Source organism: Pseudoalteromonas sp. 20-MNA-CIBAN-0454, assembly GCF_040308685.1.
GTDB classification, from domain to species: Bacteria; Pseudomonadota; Gammaproteobacteria; order Enterobacterales; family Alteromonadaceae; genus Pseudoalteromonas; species Pseudoalteromonas nigrifaciens.
Window position 1 is genome coordinate 20,516 of sequence record NZ_JBEOOB010000018.1, and the last position, 25,493, is coordinate 46,008.

At 40.6% G+C, this 25,493-nt stretch carries 22 protein-coding genes; 6 read left to right on the forward strand and 16 right to left on the reverse strand.

The genetic code is table 11. The annotated features are described in order from the left end of the window. Window positions 1–167 precede the first annotated feature (167 nt). The 13 genes from AAEZ22_RS10360 to AAEZ22_RS10420 form a co-directional block, all read right to left on the reverse strand. Window positions 168–2,849 carry a TonB-dependent receptor plug domain-containing protein gene (locus AAEZ22_RS10360; protein WP_208834009.1) on the reverse strand — a complete coding sequence of 894 codons (2,682 nt, stop codon included), beginning with the start codon at window positions 2,847–2,849 and terminating at the stop codon, window positions 168–170. A gap of 90 nt (window positions 2,850–2,939) precedes the next feature. Next, the gene (locus AAEZ22_RS10365; protein ID WP_179806784.1) at window positions 2,940–4,556 is read right to left on the reverse strand and encodes a beta-helix domain-containing protein; all 1,617 of its coding nucleotides are present in this window, start codon (window positions 4,554–4,556) and stop codon (window positions 2,940–2,942) included. A 309-nt stretch (window positions 4,557–4,865) separates the two neighbouring features. Further along, window positions 4,866–6,191 (reverse strand): tetratricopeptide repeat protein, encoded by a 1,326-nt coding sequence (locus AAEZ22_RS10370; RefSeq protein ID WP_352297211.1) that lies wholly within the window; start codon window positions 6,189–6,191, stop codon window positions 4,866–4,868. Window positions 6,192–6,242: 51 nt separating this feature from the next. Beyond that, complete coding sequence (locus tag AAEZ22_RS10375; RefSeq protein WP_011330148.1) at window positions 6,243–6,848, reverse strand: energy transducer TonB; 606 nt, start codon at window positions 6,846–6,848, stop codon at window positions 6,243–6,245. Window positions 6,849–6,857: 9 nt separating this feature from the next. After that, window positions 6,858–7,268 carry an ExbD/TolR family protein gene (locus AAEZ22_RS10380; protein ID WP_011330147.1) on the reverse strand — a complete coding sequence of 137 codons (411 nt, stop codon included), beginning with the start codon at window positions 7,266–7,268 and terminating at the stop codon, window positions 6,858–6,860. A 54-nt stretch (window positions 7,269–7,322) separates the two neighbouring features. Continuing rightward, window positions 7,323–7,850: a MotA/TolQ/ExbB proton channel family protein gene (locus AAEZ22_RS10385; protein ID WP_089369295.1), complete on the reverse strand. Its 528-nt coding sequence runs from the start codon at window positions 7,848–7,850 to the stop codon at window positions 7,323–7,325. A 3-nt stretch (window positions 7,851–7,853) separates the two neighbouring features. Further along, window positions 7,854–9,221: a MotA/TolQ/ExbB proton channel family protein gene (locus AAEZ22_RS10390; RefSeq protein WP_197182649.1), complete on the reverse strand. Its 1,368-nt coding sequence runs from the start codon at window positions 9,219–9,221 to the stop codon at window positions 7,854–7,856. Window positions 9,222–9,231: 10 nt separating this feature from the next. After that, a complete protein-coding gene (locus tag AAEZ22_RS10395; RefSeq protein WP_011330144.1) occupies window positions 9,232–9,984 on the reverse strand; it encodes a DUF3450 domain-containing protein in 753 nt (250 codons plus the stop codon). Between the two features lie 298 nt (window positions 9,985–10,282). Further along, window positions 10,283–10,897 (reverse strand): DsbA family protein, encoded by a 615-nt coding sequence (locus AAEZ22_RS10400; RefSeq protein WP_197182650.1) that lies wholly within the window; start codon window positions 10,895–10,897, stop codon window positions 10,283–10,285. A 103-nt stretch (window positions 10,898–11,000) separates the two neighbouring features. Next, window positions 11,001–12,890, reverse strand: coding sequence for a methyl-accepting chemotaxis protein (locus AAEZ22_RS10405; RefSeq protein ID WP_197182651.1), 1,890 nt, complete (start codon window positions 12,888–12,890; stop codon window positions 11,001–11,003). A 279-nt stretch (window positions 12,891–13,169) separates the two neighbouring features. Then, a complete protein-coding gene (locus tag AAEZ22_RS10410; RefSeq protein WP_011330140.1) occupies window positions 13,170–13,682 on the reverse strand; it encodes an RNA methyltransferase in 513 nt (170 codons plus the stop codon). Beyond that, window positions 13,682–14,194 (reverse strand): YcgN family cysteine cluster protein, encoded by a 513-nt coding sequence (locus AAEZ22_RS10415; RefSeq protein WP_011330139.1) that lies wholly within the window; start codon window positions 14,192–14,194, stop codon window positions 13,682–13,684. Before AAEZ22_RS10415 ends, AAEZ22_RS10410 begins: the two co-directional genes overlap by 1 nt. A 93-nt stretch (window positions 14,195–14,287) precedes the next feature. After that, window positions 14,288–16,141: a DUF885 domain-containing protein gene (locus AAEZ22_RS10420; protein ID WP_197182652.1), complete on the reverse strand. Its 1,854-nt coding sequence runs from the start codon at window positions 16,139–16,141 to the stop codon at window positions 14,288–14,290. 157 nt (window positions 16,142–16,298) lie between these two features. On the opposite strand from AAEZ22_RS10420, the gene AAEZ22_RS10425 reads away from it, so the two are divergent. Next, window positions 16,299–17,570 (forward strand): Xaa-Pro dipeptidase, encoded by a 1,272-nt coding sequence (locus tag AAEZ22_RS10425; protein ID WP_197182653.1) that lies wholly within the window; start codon window positions 16,299–16,301, stop codon window positions 17,568–17,570. A gap of 278 nt (window positions 17,571–17,848) precedes the next feature. After that, window positions 17,849–20,269 (forward strand): TonB-dependent receptor, encoded by a 2,421-nt coding sequence (locus AAEZ22_RS10430; protein ID WP_197182654.1) that lies wholly within the window; start codon window positions 17,849–17,851, stop codon window positions 20,267–20,269. A gap of 78 nt (window positions 20,270–20,347) precedes the next feature. Here AAEZ22_RS10430 and adhP read toward each other — a convergent pair whose 3' ends face one another. Continuing rightward, entirely contained in the window at window positions 20,348–21,358 is a 1,011-nt protein-coding gene (gene adhP, locus AAEZ22_RS10435) for an alcohol dehydrogenase AdhP (RefSeq protein ID WP_011330135.1), read from the reverse strand. A gap of 225 nt (window positions 21,359–21,583) precedes the next feature. On the opposite strand from adhP, the gene AAEZ22_RS10440 reads away from it, so the two are divergent. Then, window positions 21,584–22,129 (forward strand): GbsR/MarR family transcriptional regulator, encoded by a 546-nt coding sequence (locus tag AAEZ22_RS10440; RefSeq protein WP_011330134.1) that lies wholly within the window; start codon window positions 21,584–21,586, stop codon window positions 22,127–22,129. A 64-nt stretch (window positions 22,130–22,193) separates the two neighbouring features. Here the strand turns inward: AAEZ22_RS10440 and AAEZ22_RS10445 are convergent, their stop codons facing one another. Together AAEZ22_RS10445 and AAEZ22_RS10450 are read right to left on the reverse strand one after the other, a co-directional pair. Next, on the reverse strand, window positions 22,194–23,210 hold the full coding sequence (locus AAEZ22_RS10445; RefSeq protein WP_011330133.1) for a lytic murein transglycosylase: 1,017 nt from the start codon (window positions 23,208–23,210) through the stop codon (window positions 22,194–22,196). Beyond that, entirely contained in the window at window positions 23,203–23,484 is a 282-nt protein-coding gene (locus AAEZ22_RS10450) for a YcgL domain-containing protein (RefSeq protein ID WP_011330132.1), read from the reverse strand. Before AAEZ22_RS10450 ends, AAEZ22_RS10445 begins: the two co-directional genes overlap by 8 nt. A 155-nt stretch (window positions 23,485–23,639) precedes the next feature. Here AAEZ22_RS10450 and minC point away from each other — a divergent pair, with 155 nt between their 5' ends. The 3 genes from minC to minE are packed head-to-tail and all read left to right on the forward strand — an operon-like array spanning window position 23,640 to window position 25,427. Beyond that, complete coding sequence (minC, locus tag AAEZ22_RS10455; RefSeq protein WP_011330131.1) at window positions 23,640–24,344, forward strand: septum site-determining protein MinC; 705 nt, start codon at window positions 23,640–23,642, stop codon at window positions 24,342–24,344. 5 nt (window positions 24,345–24,349) lie between these two features. Further along, complete coding sequence (gene minD, locus AAEZ22_RS10460; RefSeq protein WP_011330130.1) at window positions 24,350–25,159, forward strand: septum site-determining protein MinD; 810 nt, start codon at window positions 24,350–24,352, stop codon at window positions 25,157–25,159. A 1-nt stretch (window position 25,160) separates the two neighbouring features. Further along, complete coding sequence (gene minE, locus AAEZ22_RS10465; protein ID WP_024604840.1) at window positions 25,161–25,427, forward strand: cell division topological specificity factor MinE; 267 nt, start codon at window positions 25,161–25,163, stop codon at window positions 25,425–25,427. Window positions 25,428–25,493 lie beyond the last annotated feature (66 nt).

Consider the following 25,493-nt stretch of genomic DNA (forward strand, 5'->3'; position numbering starts at 1 on the left):
TTCATTGCGTGAGATTTAATTTTCATATCAAGCTTAAGCTAACACTGGTGGTTTAACAAAACTAGTTAATAAGTTACAACTTAAATATATTTCATACTAAGCCATAAAAAACCAAAAGCCCCATACAAAAGCATGGGGCTATAATAATTACCTTTACGCTAGCGTGGCTAAAATGTGTAGCTGTAGCTCACATCAAAGGTCATTCCCACTTCTTTAGAGCGTACTACAATATCTGACTGCGTAACTTGCTGCTCTTCATCAAGTAAGTTTGTAACTTTAAACTTAACGTTGGAGTTAAAGTCGGGATACCAAGTGTAAATTAAATCGAGTGAGTGAAAAGGCTGCTCGTAGGCATCATCACGCCCGGCTATACCGGCGGCCAATATACGCTCGCCAAATACGTTATACACCAACGAGCTACTATGCTGGCCATCAACAGAGTCGTAGTTGAGCTGTAAGTTAACCACGTATTTAGAATGCCCTGTCATGCGTTTAGTCGGGTTAGTTAAGTTACTCGCAAGTGCAGGATCAATATCTGCCTCTGAGTCACTTAAGGTAATGTTACCGCTGGTAAATAGCCCTTCGGTTAAAAAAGTAAGATCTTTTAGCCATTCAGTTTCTATACCGTATACCTGCGCAGTTTTACCATTTACAAATGAGGCTGAGTAATCTTCATCGCCAATGCGTAATACAGTTTCAATCGGTTTATCTATGTCTTTATAAAAGGCTGCTACAGAGAATGAATCTCCGGTGTTGCCATAATATTCATAGCGTAAATCGTAATTTTTAATTGGGCTACTTTGCAAACCCACACGGCCAAAAGTACGAATATCGGTTAGCGGATCAAAATACGACACTGGCACTACTTCACGTAAGTCGGGGCGCACTACTGTTTCGCCATACCCTAAACGTACTTGGTAATTTTCGCCGCCTAAATAAGTAAGCGATAACGCCGAAAAAAAGTCATCTTCATTAATACTGCCTGCGGCTATTTTTTCTGGGGAATAGTAAATATTTAAGTCATCCGCAGTAAAAATTAAGCTTGAGGTGCCTATAGAGGTTTGTTTAAATTCTTCATAACGCACCCCACCACTTAAACGCAGTAAGTCATCATAAATAACATCAAACGAGCCATACGCAGCTGATATTTTTTGCCCAGCTATATAGTCATCGGCATCGGGGGCTGAGGGTTCATTAAAGTCGAGTAAAATACGTTCGCCGTCAATAAATTCATCGGTTAAATAATTGCCCGCATCGAGTGGATTATCTGCCACAGTTAACGCCAGGCCAGTGCCGTTATTTACTGCAAAACTAGAGGTGTTATAAATACGCGCTCGGTCGGCGATATCAAAGCCGGTTTTTAACTCTACCTCAACAGCATTAAAGCTTAAGGGAAGCGTTAAATTACCGCCGTATGAATTTACTCTGTCTTGCATATTTATATACGAGAACAGCGCCCGGTTATCATCGCCGGTAATTTGCGAGTTGCTATAGTTACCGCTGTTATCGTAGTTATCTCTAAATTTAAACTCTACATTAGTTGGAATGTCAGTACTGGCTTTAGAGCGAGTATATTGCCAGTCGGCGCCAATACCCCAGTAATCTAAAAAGGTATGCTGGCCTAATAACTGATTTACCGTAAGCGTGCGCTGCTCTAAATTAAACTCATGAGTACGATTAGCTCGGTTATCATTTACTATGGTAAATACCGAACTGCCTGCGGGGCTTTGCGACGTGGCTACCTCGGTTTCATCCTCGTTGTCGCGTAAATATAAGCTCATAAATGAAATACTATGGGTATTTAATCTATAACCTAAATTTAGCGTGGCGTTATAGCGCTCGTTTTCTGTGGTGGTTACTGAGTCTTTAACTGTGTTAAAACACGATGTACTTACATCTTGCGCTGAATTAAGGGTGGTTGCACAATCATCACCAATATCTTGGGCTATAACAGCGGTTCTTCTTTTTGCCGAGTCCCAGCTTTTATCGTATTCACCTGAGAGTAAAAAGCCAAAAGTGCCGCCTAAAAAGGACTCATCAAAACTATTGCCTAAATGGCCTTTAATATCCCAATTTGGGTCTAGCGATTCATCTTTTAAAGCAAAATTGCGTGGTAGCGATTTTAACAATTGATTGTTAATGGCAATTGCTTGGTCTGAGCGTGACGCCTCGCTGTTATCAACCAAGTTATCTTTAGCAATAATGTTCCCCACATCAAAATTGCCTTTGTATTGCACTATGGCGTTATTTAAAATTTGGGGAATATCTCCATCGTTACCTTTATAGGTAAAACCGCTGCTAGCCGATGTATCTTTAGATAAACCAACCGCAAATCCGGCAGTAAATTCTGCAGGAATTGATTTAGTACGAATATCGATATTACCGCCGCCAAACGCCGCTGGCATATCTGGAGAGTAGGCTTTTTGTACCGCCATACTTTGAATAATACTGGCAGGAAAAATATCCAACGGCACTACGTTGCGCGTTAAATCTGGGCTGGGAATATAAGCACCATTTAAACGCGCGCTAGAATAGCGCTCACCTAAGCCACGTACGTAAATAAACTTACCATCTACTAAGGTTAAACCCGTTACACGGCGCAGCGCCGAAGCCGCATCGCTATCGCCGGTTCGCGCAAGTTGTTCAGCACCTAAAATATCGGCAACAAAGGCTTGGTTTTTACGCTCCTCAACTACAGCTGCGGCGCTACCTTGTAGCCGAGTGCCAACAGCAACAACCTCTTCTATTTCGCTTTGCTCACTTTGTGCAGCGCTCAAATTAAGCGAGCTTGCTAAAAGCGAGAGACTAATTGCCAATGACAATTTATTCAATCTAGCTTGATTCAACATCTTTACAGATCCCTAATCAGTTAAAAAAGGGGCGCCTAAAATGCACTTTGCAAATGGCGCCCTAACTATTTAATGTGCGTTACTGAGGTATTAGTCTTGAGCTGATGCAGCGAGTGCTGTTTCTACCCACTTGTACCAAGGTGATGTGGTGTCTTGATCAGACACTGCACCAATGTAAGGAGCGGCTTCAAAAAAGCTCGAATCTAAGCCACTTAAGTCGTTAGCGGTAACAGTAATATCGGTTGAGGCAGTATTTGTAGCAAAGCCATTACTGGCAAATACATCGGCCCCTTCGCCTATACGTTGATTACTGCCGTTATTATCAAACCAGGCAGTAAGTGTAGTGGCCGTTAATGCTGCAGGCTCTTTGCCACTATTGAAGGTGCCATCGGCATCGTCAAATTCAGAGGCGCAGGTCATTACTGAGCTATTAAAAATAATTTTATCGGCTTGTTTTTCGCCATCGCTTGAAAAGCTAATACAGCTAGATTGCAAAGCTATGTCTTTGGTCATTAATACGTTATAAAAATTAGCATTAAATGAGTCATCAAATTTAAACGCATTTGAAGGGTCAGTATCGCGAACCGATAGGCCATCGGTGGTGATGATAGTGACATTAGCAATGGTTGGGTTTGATGGTGCCACTTGCGCACTTGATGTACCTTTTACGCCGTCTGACTCAAAGCCGTTATTACCCATATATACTGTGGTGCCTTCGCGGGTAATTACGGTGCCGTGTTTAACAAACAGAAACTGCGCTTTGCCCTGCCAACCTGCATCAAAGTCAAACGAATCATCTTGAGTGTCGGTTACAACAACATGCTTAATGGTGGTTGCGCCACCAAATATTTCAATACCATCATCAAAACCTTGGTGAATATGAATGTAGTCAAACTCTGAACCCGAGCCTACCGCATTGAGGGTTAACGAGTTTAAATCATCCCCTTCTCCGCCTACTTTAGGACCTGATCCGGCATACCAAATTTTGGTCCATTTAATATTACCGCTAGAGTCGCTATTATCATTACCACCAAAGTAACTGGTGATCCCTTCTGAGGGCACATTACACGTTGCCGCGTCGCGCTCTGCGTCAGTACATTGGTCAGTAATGCCATTACCATTAATAATTATGCCGCCCCAATCTGCATAGAGTGGGCCTTTACCTTCGGCATCAAAACGAGGAAACGCCTTAGCAGAGGTAAATACAATCGGTTTATCGGCAGTGCCAACAGCTTGAATTTTTGCACCACGAGCAATGCGCACAATAGCCTCACCCGATTTAAATGCAAGAGTTGCCCCAGGCTTAACCGTTAACGTAGGGCCGTTTGTTGGAATGCTAAAATCAGTAGTCGTGTCGCCATCTGTACCAATTAATAATGCGTCTTCGAATAAGTGAACACCGCCATCTGGTAATTCTTCAAAGGTTAAGTTAGCTGTAATTTGAATGTTTTTACTGGCAAACGAGTCATTATATAAACAGTCTTTACCATCAAAAATACCAGCAACCGTGCCCGCATCAGTTTGATACTCGGTACAACTAATATCATCGTTAGTGCCACCGCTATTATTATTTGAATTATTAACACTGTTATCAGTACTGGTGCTGTTATCGTTCACCGTGGGTGTAATTTCGATATCGCCGCCACAGCCTGCTAAAGTCATTGCAGTAGCCACTAGACTAACCTTAAATAAGCCAGATAATTTCATTGTTCACTCCGTTAAAGTATTTAATTATTTTGTTAGCGCATTAAGTAATAACTTAAGTCACTTTAAGGCACGACACTCATGCATTAAGGTCACTTGAGTTATCGAATAGGAGTACAATACGGGAGAGATATGACAGTGCCGTTACATTTTAATAAACACTATGTGACAATAATAAATTAAATATATTCATATGGTTAACTTTACAGAAGTAAAAAAACCGCACTAAATTAATATTAGTGCGGTTTGGCGTTGCGATTATAAACTGTTTTTATGCGCTATTAATTTAGCACCTAGCGCAAAAGTAAAACATTAAAGTAATGCTGTTTTTAGGGTTTCAGCATGTATTTTTTCGCGCTTTACATATTTAATCCATTGCTTGGCTAAGCGCTGCGACTTTTTATGTATTTGCGCTTGTTCAAACGCTAAAATAGAGGCATCAAAGTTTTGTAAATTGAACTGTGCCATGCCCAAAGCTACAAATGCGTTTGATTCAAAATCAAGGTTGCCTTTATCAAGTGCTTTACGCGCAGAGTCGGCAGCTTCTTCATATTGCTCTGTATTTACATACACTTGTGCTAAGCGCTGATCGTAGTTACCACTGCTTGATAACTGCGCCGCTTTTACAAAGTATTTAATCGATTGCGCATCTTCTTTAGCTTGGATCATGGCTTCAGCTACAAAGGCATAGTTTTTAGCGGTTTGCTCTGCTATTCCTGCCTCAATTGCTTTACTCATCACTATGGCTGCTTTATAAGCCAAGCCATTGTATAAATACACCTGGGCTAATTGGCGTAAATCTGACTTGGAGGTTAAAAAGCCTTGCTGATATGCCGCTTCAATAATTGCTAGTTGTTGTTTTTCTCGACCTGTTTCGCCATACATACCTGCTAACTGCACCCAGTATTCTGGTTTGTTATACAGCTTAACCATGCGCTCTAGTACCTTTACCACTTTATCGGACTGATTAAGTGAGTAGTACATAGCACGCTGTAATACTAGCCAGTTCTCTTTTGGTACTTTGCCTTCGCTGTCACTTAGTGTAATAGCTTGCGTTATATAGTTAAGGCCTTGCTGGTAGTCTTTTAGCTGATAATAGGTTTGCGCTCTTAACACATAGTAGCTCTCTGGCTTATCTTTTGTATTAATAGCATCCCATTGGTCTAAAAACGTAATTACTTTGTAGTAGTCACTGTTAGCCATTGCCAATTGAGCCAAACTAAACGTAGTGCTTAAACGTAATGTTTCTGGAATACCCTCCTCAGCGACTACTTTTTCAAACGCGGCTATTGCTTTGGGTAAGTCGTTTTCGTTGTAATAAATAAAGCCATAAAAGTTATGCATCATTGCAATTTCGTAGGAGTTCATGCTTGATGCGCGATCTTGTATAGAATCAAGCGCTTCAAGGCCTGCTTTAACATCGGCATCGTCGGCAAGCTTTTGGGCTCGCGCTAACTGGCTATATACTTTTTCACGCAGGGCCGGTACTCGTTTGGTTTTTTGCTCTGCGGCTTGCGCTGTAAAAGCACTCACACCTGGTAATAAACTAAGTGCACTGGGGGTTACAATACTTGCGCTTATTGTTACGGTGCAAAAAAGTGTTAATTTAAAAATAACTGCTATTGGTTGTAATTTCATCATCGCCTCGCTTTTCTATCCATTAATAGGTTGAATTAATTAATCCAAAAATTAACCGCTTATCTGGAAAGATATTTTGTTCTGCACTCCCGCAACTTCAACAGCTTCACCATTGACTACGCGGGGCTTATATTTAAATTTAAGGGCTGCATCCATCGCCGCTCGGTCAAATAGCGATTCAGGCTCTGCCTTTAATACCTGAGGGTCGCGAACAGTGCCTTGTTTGGTTACTGTAAACTCAACAATAACGTAGCCTTCAATCCCACGAGACAGTGCGCGCCTTGGGTACACTGGCGCCACTTTTACAATGGGCAGGTATTCACCATCACTTGATTCAAGGGCTAAACCACCGGCTAAATTCACCTCGGCATCAACATTGGCCGCAAAGTCAAAATTATTAGCTTTTGCATTGGCATCGCTGTTTTGCATTTTTGGTGACTCCATTGGTGGTGGCGGCTCTTTGGGTGTGGGTGGTTTTTGTGGTTTGCGCTGTTTTGTTTGTAAGCTTTCTTCTTTTTTAAGCCGTACAAAGTCAAGCACGTTCCCCTTTGCAGGTTCGCTCATTGCGCCCTCACCACCAGTAATAAGTGCCTGCATGCCTAAAAACAGCATAAAGGTTACTAAAATGGCTATTACAAATGCTATTAAATAACGCATGGCTAACCCTTAGGCTTCTTGGGCCGCAATCGACACATCAAACACACCCGCGGCGCGCGCTGCATCCATTACTTTAATTAAAGTATCCGTGGTCGACTTTTTATCTGCTTGAATAACCACGCTCCCTTGTGGGTTTTCGGCTTTTAAACGCTCAATATTTGCCTGCACCGCACGCACATCTATTTGGCGTTTATTAATCCAAATTTCACCTGTGTCTGAAATAGCGACCAAAATATTAGCGCGTTCTTTTTTAACCGCAGTGGCGGCTTCGGGGCGGTTAACATCAATACCCGACTCTTTTACGAATGAGGCGGTCACAATAAAGAAAATAAGCATGATAAATACCACATCTAGCATGGGGGTCATGTTTATTTCTTCTGCTTCATCTTCTTGAAATAGGTTTCCTAATGGGGCTCTCATTTTTTATTCTCCTGAAATAAGTGGCTATAGATAGAACCACTTATTAATAATTGCTTAATGGTCTAAAACCATGCTGTCTTCAAGTAGCGCTACTTCACGTTTAGCCCGGCGTTGTAAGTACGTTGAGGCAAATACCCCAGATAACGCACCGACCATGCCTGCCATAGTTGGAATAGTTGCTTTAGATACGCCCGACGCCATAGAGCGCGCACTGCCTGTACCTGTAATAGCCATAACATCAAACACTTCAATCATTCCTGTTACTGTGCCAAGTAAGCCAAGTAGCGGACACAATGCAACCATCACATTAATAAGTGCTAAGTTAGCGTTAAGGCGCATACTGGCGCGTGAGATCATCGCTTGGCGAATTTGTTCTGCATTCCAGCTATTACGCTCGTTGCGCTTAAGCCAACTGTTTTTGATGGTTTTTTTGTAACCACGAAAACCATTAAAAAAGTAAATGAATCGCTCGAGTATCAATAACCACATCGCGAAGATTAACACCCCAATGACCAAGAGAACTTGGCCACCAGTGTCGAGAAAATCACGGATAGCATTGATTGAATCAATCAATAGCACCATGGTTTATGCTCCTTTTTCACTTCGTTTTGCAATAATGCCCGCGCTTTGCTCTTGTAAAATAAGCAGTAAGCTTTTTGCTCGGGTGTTGAGTATGGTGTAAATAAATACTGTGGGTATTGCCACAACTAAGCCAAGTACTGTTGTTACAAGCGCTTGAGAAATACCGCCTGCCATGAGCTTAGGATCCCCGGTGCCAAACAAGGTAATGGCTTGGAAGGTATTGATCATCCCGGTAACTGTACCAAGTAAACCAAGCAGCGGAGCCACTACTGAAATAATTTTAATCAGGGTTAAGTTACGGGTTATTTTTGGCATTTCGCGCAGTATAGCTTCGCTTAATTTAAGCTCTAGGGTGTCGTAGGCTACATTTGGGTAGTCGTCTTTTACTTTCATAACACGGCCTAGTGGATTATCGTCGCGAGCAACCGTGTCTTTAAGTTGACGGCGAATTTTGCCACCCACTAGCAATAAAGATACAAAACGCTCAATTGCAATTAACAGGGCTAATAAACCCACACCTAAAATAACGTAACCCACAGCGCCGCCTTGGTGAACTTGCTCAGCGGTATCTGGGGCTTGTACTAGTAAACCTAAAATTGAGCCACCGGTTGGGTCTAGTGCAAACTGCACAATACCGTTTTTAGCCTGCTGTAACTCGCCTGCGGTTGATGTATAGCGCGATACGGGCTGGCGAGTAAGCTCACTTAGCGTATTTGTACTTGGGCTGTACTCTAAATATTTACCGTTGGAAATAAGGTTAAAAGCACCAACACGCACAACTTCTTGCTCTGCTTTGTTACCACCTTCAATAATAACCTGAGTATTAAAGCGGCTCACTTTGCCTTGCTCGGTCATTTCACGTTGTAGCTCGTACCACACTTTTTCAATATCTTCGATTGAAGCAAGTTGTGAAGTAGATCCCATTTTTTGTGCTAGATCGTCCATAAAAACACTTCGACCAGGTATTTCTGCCGATACCACAGAGGTAGCAAACTTATTGCTTGAATCGCCTGCCACTTGTTGCAACACACCAAACAATTCTTTAAGTGATCCCATACGCTTTGATAGGGTATCGGTTAAATTAGCCAGTTTAATTTCGTTTTCTTCAAACTGTGTTTCTAAACGCTCTGATTCACTAAGCATTTGACTACGCTTTGCTTGCGTGTCTTTTAGCATTTGTACTTGCTCGTTTTGACGCGCAGTAAATTGTTGTTCACGCTGAGTATTTTGCACACTTTGCGCAGATTTACCTTGTTCAAGGTTTTTAAGTAATGAATCTAAATCCATTGGCTCAGCTGCTAAACTTGCGCATGTAAAACTTATACTTGCAGCAAGTACGGCCATTTTTGTCATTTGAGTAAACAATTTCATTTTCGACCTCTTATCGTGCTGCGTGAACTGGCAGAGTTAACATATCTGGGGCAAGTTGCTTACGCGCAATGCGTAAACCTTTATTAATTTGGCTAATGGTTGAGTCTGGAAGTGCTGCAAACGTTTTTGTTTGTGTATCCCAGCTACCAGCTAATTTACTATCGCGGGTTAAGTAAATGAGCTCTAAGCGACCAATGCGTAAAAAGTCAACTTCGCGTTCTTTACCATTTACCTCAAGCAGTGCGCTGTAAGCTTCAATAGTGCGGCCATAATCAACTTCTACTTGGTAGGCTTCGAGTACGCGGCGGAACTTTTCGCTAGAGGTAATATCGGCACGTTCCATCATGGCTTTTAAAGAGGTTAAACGTTTTTCACGCTCGTCTTTTAAAAATGGCACATCGAGTAATACAAACTGTTCAAGGCCGGTGATCATGCGCATCATTAGTGGCGTAATTTGACGCTCAATAATTGAAACCTGATCCATAGAGAGATTCATCGATTGCATTTCTGCAATTTGGTTATTTAACTGTTTTGTAAGCTGAGCGTTATACACAGCTAAACCATCAATTTCTTTATTAAGAGTTTTAAACTGTTGCAGACGCCCTTGCATTGAATCTGCAATCTTGTCTATTTTTGTTTGTGATTGCGCAGCCGATTTAGTAATTTCACTGCTTTTATCAATAACCTTATTTAAATCGTTTGCGTGTACAGCGGCACTTGCGGCCACAATACCAGCTATAATTAATGGTTTAACGCCTTTCATCGCATACACCTTTACTCGTTAGTTAGCAGATTTGCTAGTTTGTTTTTGTTAGCTTTAAACGTTTGATACAAACAATTAAAAACTAAATATTTTCAATGAGCGAAAGTGTATAGATGAAAAATGACAAGCATGTTGCGCAAAGAAGTCGCTTTTATGACAGCGTTAATAAATAGCCTGTCTAAGGGTGCTGTGTAAGGGGTTGTGTAAGGAGTGCTGTGTAACAAGTGTTATAAGAGGAGTGAGTGTTTGGCAACCAAACACGCATAATTTAGCAATACTTAACCTGAGTTCAGGCTATTTAGCTTAAAATAGCATTAATTTGATTTAATGTTTTTTGCCAGTCGGTGTAGTTTATTGCTATTGGGTGCACTTTATTGTCATTTATAAGCACTAAAGATGGAAAACCCTGAATGGGCAAACTATGTACATAATTAAGCTCTGCAATTAACTCATCATTAAGCTCTTTTGATTGAAGCCTATTTGCAAACTGCGCTTTATTTAAACCTATTTGCTCGGCTAAGCTAATTAATGTGCTTTCATCTGAGGGGTTTTGAGCATTTAAATAGTAAGCTTGCTGAATGGCTGCAACCATTGCACTTTCTTTGCCCGCTTTACGCGCAATAAGCGCCGCCCTACACGCTGGGTACGTTGAGCGCCTTGGTTTACAGTTGCGCCAAAAATCAAAATTAAACTCAGTGCCCAATTGCGCTGCTATTTTATGCCAGGTGTTTTGTAGCATATCTTGCATGTTTTGTGGCATGGGATCTTGGCTGTCAGGAGCAAGCCCTCCAACTTTGTATTCAACTACTAGGTTACTCTCAAGAGCGGCTTTTAACTTAAGCCAGCTCGGCGCATAACCCCAGCACCAACTGCACATAGGGTCGTGTACATAAACAAGTTTACTTTGAGCCATTTGCTCCTCCGTATTAACAGCTCGTGCTTAATGTAAGCCACCAACATTTACACATACTATAATGATTAATAGCTAAACTGTTGTTAGCGTTTGTTTTTAAAATTTAAACTTTAAACTTTTTAACCATACGCTCTAAATCGCTAAATTGTTGTTTAAGCTTGGTGCATTCATCCAAGGTACGGTTTAAATTAGCTTTGCCCTGTATTGAAAGCTCACTAATATTGTGAATGTCTGAATCGAGGGATTTAACAACCTGATTTTGCTCATCGGTTGCACTAGCTACAACATGATTCGCATCGCTAATTTTTTGTATTGCATCTATAATCTGCTGCATTACAACACCTACTGCATCGGCTTGTTGCACGCTTGTTTCGCTGTCGCTTAAACTGGTTTTCATTAGTTCTACCGCTAAATTAGAGCCTTTTTGTAATTGGCTTACGGTGTCTTCTATTTCTTGGGTTGATTGCTGGGTTCGGTGCGCTAATTGACGAACTTCATCAGCAACTACAGCAAAACCTCGCCCAGCTTCACCAGCCCGTGCAGCTTCTATTGCAGCGTTAAGGGCCAGTAAATTTGTTTGCTCGCTTACCCCTTTAATTACCTCAAGCACTTGGCCAATACTGGCTGTATGCACGTTTAAGCTATTAATAGTTTGCTGTGCCTGTTCCATATTTTTTGATAACTGATGAATACTGGCCACATTATTACTGAGTGTTTGCTGGTTTTGCGCTGAGTGCTGATCGGCATTTTTAGCTAACTTAGAGGCACGCTCAGCACTGTTTGATATTTCCATTGCGGTGGCAGAAAACTGATTAATAGCGGTAGCTACACTGTCGGTACGTTTAGTTTGGTCTTCGTACATTAATAATGTTGAGTCGGTTTGCGCCACTAAACTCGAAATAGCCACATCTAATGACTCTGTGGTGTGCTTTACTTGCTCAATAGAGTGCTGTATTTTTTCAATGAATAAATTAAAAGAATGACTTAACTCGCCGAATTCGTCTTCATTTTCAACTTCTAATCTACACGTTAGGTCGCCTTCACCTTGGGCAATGTTTTTAATAGCGTCGTTTAATCGCTGCATTGGGCGCATTAAATAGCGCAATAATAGTTGCATCATAATAATGATAACAACTATACCAATAAGCATATATATAGCGGCCGTTTTACCAAAGGCCGATACACTAGCAAAGGCTTTATCTTTATCGATTACCACGCCTAAGTACCAGTCAACGTTTTCTATACCGCGTATTTTTGTATACGATATAAGCTTACTTTGCCCTGCCACTTGATACTCTGTAAATTCGCTTTGCAAAGCAGTGTGGGTAGCAAATAACTCAGTAGTATTTTTTAAATTAAGTGCTCTGTTAGGGTGGCTTAACACTTGGCCGTTACTGTCAATTAAAAAGCCGTAACCTAAGCCTAAAAAATCTATATCGTTAATAATTTTTGTAATAATGCTCATTTCTATATCGGCGCCCGCTACACCAATAAACTGCTCATTTTGCTGCATCGGCACAACCGCAGATATAGTAAGTTCATTGCTGGTTACATCTATATAAGGGGTAGTAAAGGCAGTATTTACTTTGTTTTCTACTAGCTTGTACCAAGGGCGAGACGTGGCATCAAAATCAGCGGGCAATACTACGCTTTGATCGTTTAATATAAACACGCCATTGGATTTACCAATATAGGTATTTTTAAAGTTTCCGGCCAACTCAGCGGTATTAAGCTGTGTAAGGGTAAGCGCTTTGCTATCACCAGATTGGTGCGTTTTTGCTATGGCAATAACAATTGCCAGTTTGTCATTTAGCCAATTAGCAATGTTTTGCGAAACAGATTCTGAACTTTGTTGCAGTACGAGAGCAAGTTGCTGCTCGGTTTGATTACGCATAGATACATAGTTATTAATTGTAAAAACACCAAGTACCAACACTAATACCAGTGATGCAGCAATAGTGACCTTAGAGGTAAATTTTAACGAGCCAAGCATAAGTGCCCTTTTTTAATTGTTATTATTAGCACCTACAGTTTTAGCAAATATTTAACTAAATGTCTTAGTTATTAAAGCTTACGAGCAACAAAAGAGCTAAAACAGTAATAAAGGCTTAATTATGATTATTCATGAACTTAGAAGGATCGGGAAGATTAAGGCGTGTTGTTTAAATTGTGTACTTAAAAATACAAGCCCCTTGCGAGGCTTATTACTGATTGGCGCTTAACTGCGGGAGATTTATGTCGTTTTAAAATACGCTGCACAGCGACTAAAACGCTATGCTTTTTCCCATTTCATTTTATTATTGGTGTCGCGCGAATTGATAATTGTAGTATCACTGCTCTCTACGCCGCCTAGTTTTGCTAAACGGTCGTATAGCACCACGTTACAAGTGGCGGCGAGGTTCATGCAGCCAATAGTAGGAATATACACGACTTCGTCGGCCCACTTTAAAACGTCTTTAGACACTGAGCCATCCTCTGGGCCAAACACATAAAATGCGTTTTCTGGGTGGGTAAACTCAGGCAGTGGCGTTGCACCTTCAATTAGCTCAATAACCACAACCGTGGCACCTTGTGGCTTTACTTTTTCTAAATTATCGGTGGCAGTTAGTGAAATTCGCTCAACCACATTTTTTGTATCGGTATGAAACTTTTGTGCATTTAAATAACGGTTTCCGGTAAAAAACACCTGCTGTGCGTCGTAGCAACCTGCAGCACGTAATACACCGCCCACATTAGTTGGGCTTTTGGGATTTAATAAACCAATAACAGCCTGTTGCTTGCTCATTAATCACTATCCTTGGTTGGCCACTCTGCTATATATAGGTCAAAGTCATCGAGCTTAACGTCGCAATCTTTTACGGTTTTGTCTTTTACCGAAATGCCCTGCTGATGCATTTTTGTTTTGTCGCCATTATTTAACAGCGGATGCCACGAGGCCAACCCTCGCCCTTCGTGCAAACGGCGATAGCTGCAACTTTGTGGCATAAAAAAGATATCTTTGAGGTTTTCTTTGGTAAGTTTTACACAAGATGGTACCAGCGTTTGACGATTTTCGTATTCGCTACAACCACAGGTATTATTATCGAGATACTGACACACAATATTAGTAAATATTAACTGCTCACCTTCGCGTAGCTGATCGGTGGCGGTAAATTCATCTTCATCTTCGCTATCAATAAAGGTATTTAAGCAGCATTTCCCGCAGCCGTCACAAATGGCTTCCCATTCATTTTGGTTCATGTCGCTTAGGCTTTTTTCAAGCCAAAATTGTGTATTTGCTAATTGTTGATCAAACATAATGTACTCGCGCCCCTAAAGAGCGCGCATTCTACCGTATTGCTGCAAATGGCGCAAAGCCAATACCTTGCAGGTAAGGGCTTTGCCTAAGCATTATTGTACTGATTTAACCCAGCGCTTTATTTTCTGTTCTAAAATTGGCATAGGTAATGCGCCATCTATGAGTATTTGCGTGTGAAACGCTTTAATATCAAACTTATTACCTAGCTGTTTATGTGCGTAGTCGCGCAGCTCACTAATTTTAAACTCTCCTAATTTATATGACAGCGCTTGGCCTGGCCATGCTATGTAACGCTCAACTTCGGCTATTACATCACTTTTAGCCATAGACGAATTAGCTAGCATGTAATCAATACCTTGCTGACGCGTCCAGCCTTTTGCATGAAAACCAGTGTCGAGTACTAAACGCATAGCGCGTAATTGCTCATCTGATAAACGCCCATACCACATATACGGGTCGGTAAATAAGCCAAGCTCTTTCCCTAAACTTTCAGCGTACAACGCCCAACCTTCGGCAAATACGGTGTAGCCACCAAATTTACGAAAATCTGGCAGGCCATCTATTTCTTGCTGTAATGCTATTTGAAAGTGATGCCCAGGTGCTGCTTCGTGAATCGAGAGCGTTTCGAGTAAAAACTTAGCCTGCGCCTTTAAGTTATAGGTATTAATATAAAAAACACCTGGGCGAGAGCCATCTGGTGCTGGAGACGCATAAGATGCGCCCGCAGCCGACTGTGCTCTGTAAGCTTCTACTGCTTTTACAACGTATGGCGCTTTTGGTGCTATGTTAAAAAGCAGTGGCAAACGCGCATCAATTTTTTGTTTTACGTTTTCGTATGCCGCTATTAACTCTTGCGGCGTGTTGTAATAAAATTCGTCCGAATCACGTAAGTGGTCAAAAAATGCAGATAAGTCACCTTTAAAGCCAACTGTTTCTTTTACTTTTTTCATTTGCGATAAAATACGCGCTACTTCACTTAAACCAATATCATGAATTTCGTTAGCAGATAAACTAAGTGTAGTGTGTTTTTTAATTTGGTATTCGTACCACGCTTTACCGTTAGGTAAATCGCTATAACCAACACTTTCTCGGCTATTAGGAATATATTGATTAGCTAAAAACTCGCTCATGCTGTTATATGCAGGTACTAAACGCTCTATAATCAATTTCCTATATTGTACTGTAATTTGTTGCTTTTGCTGCGCTGTAAACGACTCTGGGAAGTTTTTAATTGGCGCCCAAAATAGTGAGTCTTCGGCGTCAGTTACCACATGGGCTGCAAATTGTGGTTGCAGCTTTTTAGCCAGTGGCGTTGGTAATACTACGCCCAGCTTTATGCCTTGCGCCATTGATTCTTGCACACTTACAAGCCAGTTAATAAAGCCCTCACTTCGGGCTAAAAAGTTGCTGTAATCTTCAACTGTATTAAAAGGTTGTGCACTTTGTCCCGAGCCAAAACCAGCAAAGGTGTTATGTGCCCCTGCCATTTGATTAATTGGCAGTAAATAATCTGGGTATTGCATTCCTTCAAGCTTAAGCGCTAAGTCTTGGGCTAATACTTCAAAGCTTAATAATGCTTGTCCTACTAGCTGCTCTTTATCTATAAGTGTTAAGCGCTGTTGATATTTTTTATAAAAAGCGGCTTTTTTATCACGGCTAGCCGATGAAATAACAGGCGTAAATTGGTTATTAAACTCATTACGGCCATTGTAAGTGGCACTGAGAGGGCTAAACATAAGCGATTCATCGTAATATTGAGCTACCAGTACATCAAGCTGTTGTTGTGCTGAAAGCTCTGACACCACTGCTTTGGCAGTATTAGCCATGCTCAATTGCGCGTGGCTACTGGTGGTGTTACTTTCATGCTTACTTTTATTTATATTAGTGCAACCACTTAAAGCAAGCAGTACACCACTGGCTATAACCGCCAAGTTTATTAATTTCATGCTGATACCTTGTTAAAATTTACTTATCGAGTATGCGTAGTTACATCAACTAAATAAAGAAATTACGATAGATAACAGCCATCGCTATTTATTTGCAGTTTGTGCTTAGCTTGGTAAAGTCGAGTTAATTTAAAATACTAATAAAAGACCCCCTAATATGAAAAAACAACTACTGTCTGCTTCTATCGCACTTTTATGTTTAAACAGTATGAATGCCTATGCTGTTACTTATGTATCTGCTAAGGCAATGCTTGATGTTCAAAGTGGTAAGTTAATACAGTCACCCCTTATTACCATAGATAATGGCGTGATCACCGCTATTGATAGCAATAAAACGCCTAAGCTTAATAAAGGAGATGAACATATTAAGCTGCCTGAACTGACACTTATGCCAGGATTAATGGACATGCACGTGCATTTAACCAGCGATCCAACGGTACCTCGCAGTGAGCGTGTAGGACAATCGGTACCGCGTATGGCTGTAAAAGCAGCGTACTTTGCGAAAAAAACCCTTGAAGCTGGATTTACTACCGTGCGCAACGTAGGCGCAGAAGGTTACAGCGTAATTGCAGTACGCGATGGAATTAATGCAGGCGATATAATTGGCCCTCGTATTTGGGCAGCAGGCCCCTCTTTAGGTATTACCGGCGGCCATTGTGATAACAACCGTTTGCCACCTGAGCTTAAATATACCTCGCAAGGCGTTGCCGATGGTCCATGGGCGGTACGCGTTAAAGTGCGCGAAAATATTAAATACGGCGCCAACGCCATTAAATTTTGTGCCACAGGGGGAGTATTTTCAAAAGGGACTAAATTGGGCGCACAGCAGTACTCGTTTGAAGAAATGAAAGCCATTGTAGATGAAGCGCACCTTCGCGACTTACCAGTAGCCGCGCATGCTCATGGTACAGATGGTATAAAAACCGCAATTAAAGCCGGTGTTGATAGCGTAGAGCATGCCAGTTATTTAGATGACGAGGCAATTAAATTAGCTAAAGATCATGGTACTTGGCTTTCAATGGATATTTACAATACCGAATATACATTGAGTTTTGGCGAGCAAAATGGCGTAGATGAGGAAAATCTAAATAAAGAACGCCAAGTATCTAAAGTACAGCGTGATAGCTTTAAACGTGCAGTGAACGCCGGCGTTAATATGGTATTTGGCACTGATGCTGCTATTTACCCACATGGCGATAATGCTAAACAGTTTTCTCGCATGGTTGAGTTTGGTATGACTGAACTGCAAGCAATTCAAGCATCTACTGTAAATAGTGCAAAGCTATTAAAAATGGATAAGCAATTAGGCCAACTTAAAACAGGCTTTGCAGCCGATATTATTGCAGTAAAAGGTAATCCGCTTAAAAATATTGCAACACTTGAGCACATTCCTTTTGTAATGAAAGCAGGGGTAGTTTACAAAAACTAGTAACTCTTTTTAAGTAGATCTACATAAGGCTCGCTTTTAGTTTACAGCGGGCCTTTAATTTTTAAGCCTAAACAATTTATAGCTGAAACTTTGGCCAACCCAGGCTGATAAAGCTAAGCGTATATTTAAAAAGCATAAGTTACGCTTACCAATTCCAACACGCTTAAAAAACCAGCAAACAGATTGTTATAAAAGCTTTTTTTAAACTTTTTATTTATTTTAATAACGATAACCATTATCATTCGCGCAACTTGTTAAATACGAATACTTACCATTATATGCATAACTTTAAATATTCTTTACTTACCCTTGCTTGTTTAAATGCACAATTAGCCTTTGCTAATGATATAAAAGTTGAAGACAACATAGAGCGCATTAGCGTTTACGAAAAACAAAACCGTGTTGTTATGAGCTCTGGCTTAGCTACTAAGTCAAACATGTCGTTAATGGAAACCCCAGCTCCTGTGGTTATTATTGACCGTGAACTTATTGAATCACAAGGGGTTAATAGCCTGCAAGATTTAGTACGCAACGTAAGTGGTTTAACTCAAGCCGGCAATAACTACGGTATTGGCGATAATTTAGTAATTCGCGGCTTAGATGCCAATTACACCTACGACGGTATGTATGGCGGTGCTGGGCTAGGTAATACCTTTAACCCTACTCGTTCACTTACTAATGTTGAATCGGTTGAAGTACTAAAAGGCCCTGCTACTGGTTTATATGGTATAGGTAGCGCTGGTGGCGTAATAAACCTAATTGAAAAAAAGCCTGAGTTTAACGAAAAACATAAAGTGGGCGTAGAGCTTGGCCAGTGGGATAGTTATGCACTTTCGATTGATAGCACCAATGCTATAACCGATAATTTAGCCTACAGGGTCATGGCTAAAACAGCTTCAAGTGCCGGCTTTCGTGACTTAAAAGAAGATCGCGACGAAATTTATACCTCGCTTAAATATGTATTCGATAACAAACAAAATATTATGCTCTCCGCGGCCTACATTAAAGATGCCATTGCAGTGGATTCAATTGGTCACCCTATTCGTATTTACGATGCAAATTCGGTAAATGGACTAACGTCAGATCAAGTAACCGGTGCTGATTTAGTAAATGATCCGTCTGGCAATGGCTTGCAATTATCTGAAGCGCAGCGCATTGAGCTTGCAAATTCATTATCGTCTTCAGATGGTTTAACGCCTTACAGCTTTGGTACTAATGGTATTATTTCACCTATGGCTAAAGATAACGAAGGTGAGGAGCTGCGTTTTAAATTAACCCACAACTACTTTATTACCGATGATTTATTTTTGAATCAACAATTGCAGTATCGTAATTACACCTCAAGCTTTGCTCGTCAAACCGGGGCTTATAATTACGTGTATTCAACTCGCAGTGGAGTAATAAACCAAGATCCGCGCGCGCCACTAGTTGAAGACGGGGTACTTTACCCGTTTGCAGCACGCCGCCAAGAGTATCGCCAAGTGGAGGCCGACGAAAAGTCATGGCAGTACTTTGCCGATTTGCGTTACGACTTTTCAGTAGCCGATATAGACAACGAGTTATTAGTAAACGCTAATTATGAAGATAGAGATATTGGCTTTAAACAATATTCTATTTATGATGCCGATAAAGTGATTAACGATAGCGACGGTAACTTACTTTACCAAGGCACACTGCCCTACATTTACGATATACGAGAGCCTAACTGGCCAACCGGTAACTTTGCCGATTACGACCCACTTAAAACCAGCGACTACAATAAAAAAGTACAAGCTTGGGGGTTAGGTATTCAATATGTAAGCTATATAAATGAAGCCCTTACTACACGTATTGGGGTTGCCTATAACCGTATTAAACAAAGTTACGAGCATTTAGGTGTAGATGAGCGCTACAGTTCAAGCCGTGCAAACCCAACCCCTGAGGCAAATACATCTGACAGTGGTTTAACCTATAATTTAGGTGCAACTTATCAACCAACTGAAGATTTCTCGATATTTGTTAATCATTCTAAAGGGCGAACAGCCTACAGTGTTTTAGGCTCTGTAAGTGGTAACGAAGCCGACAGAGAAGATTCTGAATCGTTAAGTAACGATTTAGGATTTCGCTTTAAGGCCTTTGACGATCAGTTATTAGCGTCTATTGTGGTATTTGAAAGCGCGCGAACTAATTTAGAGTATGCTAATCCTCTTTATGAAGCGGGTGTATCTGCAGAGGGTGTAGTTGAAAGCTTTTATAATGGTAAAGAAGAAACCAAAGGTGTGGAGCTTGATTTAAACGCTTACTTAAACGATAAATGGAAAATAAACGTCAACGGCGTATACCAAGATGCACGTGATCAAAGTAATCCTAATAGCAGCAGTTTCGATACTCGCCAAAAAGGCGTGCCCTATGTAACTGCCAGCACTTGGGTAACTTACTACGCAAACATGTTTAATTTACCAGAGGCGGTAAATATTAGCGGCGGTATTACTTTTGTAGATAACCGCAGCACTAACTCTAGCTCGTTTTCGATTCCGGATGGTTATGTACCTAGCTATACAATTTATGACACTGCCATTTCGTACACAACTGATAAATGGCATATGCAGCTAAATCTTAATAATTTATTTAATAAGCGTTATTACTCTAAAGCCATGTTTTTAGGCGGTATGCCTGGGCAAGAACGCAATGCTAAATTAAGCTTTAGCTACACACTTTAACTAGTTAAATACTTAAAAAGCACGGTTTTCTAATTTAGAAACCGTGCTTTTTTGTGTTTGATGAATGCTTAATTTAGATCAGATAGTAACAACTATACGACCATTAATTTCGCCTTTGAGCATATCATCAAAAATTTCGTTAATATCCTCTAAGCGTTTTTCTTCAATAATTGCTTTTACTTTACCTTGTGCTGCAAATTCTAAGCACTCTTGTAAATCTTTTCGAGTACCTACAATAGAGCCCACAACTGACACACCATTTAGCACTGTATCAAAAATAGGTAATGGCATATCCTCTGGCGGTAAACCCACTAACACACACTTACCACCACGACGTACACTTTTATAAGCTTGCTCAAAACCAGGCTTTGAAACTGCAGTACATACGACTGCATGCGCGCCGCCTACTTGTTCAAAAATGGCTTCGCTTGGGACCACTTCTTTAAAGTCGAGGGTAATATCTGCGCCAAGCTCTTTGGCCAGCGCGAGTTTTTCTTTGCCGGTATCAACCGCTATAACATTAAACCCCATTGCTTTAGCATACTGTACAGCTAAGTGCCCAAGACCGCCCACTCCCACAATAGCCACCCATTGCCCGGGTTTAGCTCCCGATACTTTAAGTGCTTTATACGTGGTTACTCCAGCGCAAAATAATGGCGCGGCTTCTGAAAAGCCAAGCCCTTCGGGTATTTTTACCACGTAGTCACCGTGTGCTAAACAATATTCGGCGTAACTACCATCTATAGAGTAGCCGGTATTATGCTGTGACAAACACAGGGTTTCTCTGCCATCTAAGCAAAACTCACAATGCCCACAGGCACTGTAAAGCCAAGGCACACCAACGCGATCGCCTACTTCTAGGTGTTTAATATTGCTACCGACCTTTTCAATTACACCTACGCCTTCGTGGCCTGGCACTAAAGGCATTTTAGGCGCAACAGGCCAATCGCCATGACATGCATGTAAATCGGTATGACACACCCCACAGGCCGCTATTTTTACCAATACATCATTTATGCCAACCTCTGGGATAGGCATGTCTATTATTTGTAATTTACCTTTAAATTCATTATTAATTGCAGCTTTCATAATCATTCCATCGTTTAAGTAATACCTATAAAATAAGTATTAATGTGTATTAAAAATAAACTTCATTGCTTTATACCCATTACAACTTAAACCAATATAGCTGAGTGATTATTAATCTAAATCAAACTTTAGTCTGACAGTAATTACTTAACTCGCTGTAAAATCTTGCCATACTCAATAAGCGTGCTAGCATTAGTTTCTGAAATTACTAAAAATTAAGAAGTTATGAGTTTATCCGACAAAAATTTTTCCTTTGTAATGCACTGTGGTGAAATGGGTAGCCGCTGGGGATTCAATCGTACTATTGGACAAATGTGTGGCTTATTGATTATTACTAAAAATCCGATGACCGCGAACCAAATTGCAGAATCCCTCAGTATTTCACGCGGTAATGTTAGTATGGGCATTAAAGAGCTGCAATCGTGGCAGCTTATTAAAGTACAACATATTCCTGGCGACAGAAAAGAATATTATGCCCCTGCGGGTGATATTTGGGATATGGCTAACCGGGTGTTCGAAGAACGTAAAAAACGCGAAGTAGAGCCTACTCTAAGCTTACTGCGCGATAATCTATTAGATACTGCAAGCAACGAAGATGAACTTTACGCACAAAAACAAATGGGCGAAATTCATAACCTGCTTGAAACAGTGACTAAATGGTCATCTGAATTACAGCGTTTAACCCCTGAGCAGCTTAATAAGCTAATGAAGTTAGGATCTGGTATTGGTAAGGTAATTGATTTAAAAGATAAAATATTTAAAAAAGAGTAAGTAAAACCCAAAATTCAAAAAAAGCCGCAATTGCGGCTTTTTTTAGATACTTATTTAATCTGTATTATATTTTTGGATAGCCAATTCTGTCTGATAAATAACCTACACTGGTAGCAAAGTAATACGAGCGATTCCAGTGCATAAATACTTTATAGTTATCGTAGGCTAAGTACATACGACCATTTATATCATCTGGCATTACCAACGCTGCTCGTACATCTACATTTGGCAGATCACTACCATCTGCACGGCGTACACCTAGTGCTTGCCATTCAGCTAATGAGCGCTCTGAGTCATTCCAAAACTCTAACCATTGTTTACGCGTTTTAGTACCGCGCACTAGCACGTATTTACTATCAAAGTTTTCTGGTAACTTAACCTGACGACCCCATGTAAGCGAGTCGTTCCAGCCTTCTTGCTTTAAGTAATTAGCAATAGAGGCGAATGCATCTTCTTTGGTAGTCCAAATATCTTTGCGACCATCGTTATTATAGTCAACCGCGTAAGCGTTAAATGAGGTAGGCATAAATTGCGTTTGCCCCATAGCACCTGCCCAAGAGCCTTTAAACTTATCAAGGGTAATGTGCCCTGACTTTAAAATATCAAGCGCAGCCCAAAGCTGTTTTTTATACATGGTTTCGCGACGACCATCGAATGCGAGCGTAACGAGCGATGAAATTACATTATGGCCACCTTGTATAGCACCAAAGTTACTTTCAAGGCCCCAAATAGCCACAATAAAGCGCGCTTGCACGCCAAAGTCTTTAGCTACTTTTTCTAGCACGTCTTGGTTTTCGGCGTATAATTTACGGGCGCGATCAATTTTCCATTGCGGTACGCGTTTAGGTAAATAGGTTTCGAGCGTTTCTTTAACTTCTGGCTGATTTTTATCTGCAGATACTATTTTTTCTTTATAGCTTGCACCAGCAAAGGCTTGATCAATAAGCTGGCTGTCGTAACCCTTTGCAATTGCTTCTTGCTTTAAAGCGTCTAAATATGTTTGAAATTCAGCTTGTGTTTTTGCCATTACAGATGTGCTTAAACATACTCCACATAAAATCATGGCTAATTTTTTAATCATTATCGGCTCCGTTTTCTTTTCGTAATTGGCTTAACAGATTCTCCTGCGGAGGCGGTATTTGTAAATAATACCCTTTTTCTGTCAATGCTGCTTTTACGGTTTCTAAATCAGCTGTGCCTAACATCGCACGTTTTGCTAGGTTTATCAGCATCACATATTTAGGTTGACCAAACATAGCCATTAAAGGTTCCGGAACTTTAGTAAAATCATCTCTTTTTTCAACAAATAAGAAGCTATCCGCTTTTTTCTTACTTTTATATACCGCAGTGAGCATTATGGCCCTATAAATTCTTGCTTAACAATGATTCACACTATAACATGAGAGCAATAATAAGTTAGAATAATTAGATTGAAAATTTCAATAAAGGCCTTATTCAGCCTGCGTTTATCTAAATTTAATCTCTGATCAGATAATTCAATTGAGCGTGTATGTCAGAACAAATTTTTGAGCTAAAAGGGAATCTTTTTACGTTATCAGTTTTACATCTTTACAGTACTGATATAAACCTTTTAGCAGAGCAACTGTATATTAAAATAGCCCAAGCGCCCAAGTTTTTTGAAGGTGCGCCTATTGTTGTTAACTTAATTGAGATAAAAAATAACTCTCTCGATTTTGTTCATTTAAAATCATTACTTGAGCGTATGAGCTTTAATGCGGTTGGTGTGTGTAATGGCTCAGACGAGCAACATACGCAAGCCAAAGCAGCTGGCCTATCTGTATTAAATTATTCACAAGACGTTAAGAGTGAATCTGTTAAAAAAGAACCCAATACCTCTATTGTTGAAAAAACAGTGCACTTGCCTGCACAAATAATTAATGGCACGGTACGCTCTGGTCAGCAAGTTTATGCAAAAGATCGCGATTTAGTGGTACTAGGTGCTGTAAGCCATGGCGCAGAAGTTATTGCAGATGGCAACGTACATATATACGGAACCCTGCGTGGTAGAGCAATCGCTGGCGCAAAAGGGTTTAAAAACGCACATATATTTTGTAATCGCTTAGAAGCAGAACTTGTTTCTATTAATGGCAATTACTGGATCAGTGATTCACTGCAAGGTGAACACTGGGGTAGCGCTGTGCAGATACAACAAAAAAATGAATCATTAGAAATTTCAGCTTTGGTTAAAGGATAAATCTCATGGCAAAAGTTATTGTCGTTACCTCGGGTAAAGGTGGCGTTGGTAAAACAACGTCAAGTGCCGCAATTGGTACAGGCTTAGCATTAAAAGGCTACAAAACAGTTATTATCGATTTCGATATTGGCTTACGTAATTTAGATTTAATTATGGGTTGTGAACGTCGTGTAGTGTACGACTTTGTAAACGTAATTAATGGTGAAGCAAATTTAAATCAAGCACTTATTAAAGATAAGCGCGTTGATAAACTATTTTTACTCCCTGCATCACAAACTCGTGATAAAGACGCCCTAACACGCGAAGGTGTTGAGCGCGTGCTTAACGAATTAAAAGAAGACTTTGATTACATTGTTTGTGATTCACCAGCTGGTATTGAAGCTGGCGCTATGATGGCTATGTACTTTGCCGATGAAGCAATTGTAACAACAAACCCTGAAGTATCGTCAGTGCGAGATTCAGACCGTATTTTAGGTATTTTACACAGTAAGTCTAAGCGCGCTGAAGAAGGCTTAGAAAACATAAAAGAACACCTATTAATTACTCGCTACAATCCAGATCGTGTTTCTAAAGGTGAAATGTTATCGGTTGAAGATATTCAGGATATTTTAGCGATTGATTTATTAGGCGTTATTCCTGAGTCTCAAGCAGTATTAAGTGCATCTAACTCTGGCCAACCTGTTATTTTAGACAGCGAATCTGATGCAGGCCAAGCTTATGCAGATGCGATTAGCCGCTTACTAGGTGAGACTGTCGACTTTCGCTTCTTAGATGTAGAGAAAAAAGGTTTATTCAAACGGATATTTGGAGGTTAACGTGTCTTTACTTGACTACTTCCGCTCAGAAAAGAAAAACAGTGCGTCATTAGCAAAAGAGCGATTGCAGATCATAGTCGCGCACGAACGTTCTCAACGAGGAACGCCGGATTACTTACCACAATTAAAACAAGATATTTTAGATGTGATCCGTAAATACGTTAACGTGAGCAGTGATGCAGTCCAAGTTCAATTTGATCAGAACGAAGATGACTTAGCCGTGCTTGAGCTAAACGTAACCTTGCCTGACGAAGAGCCAAAAGTATAAGGCAGTAATTAAGCATTAAATTACTGCTCGCAAAAAAGCCGTTCATTAAAGTGAACGGCTTTTTTA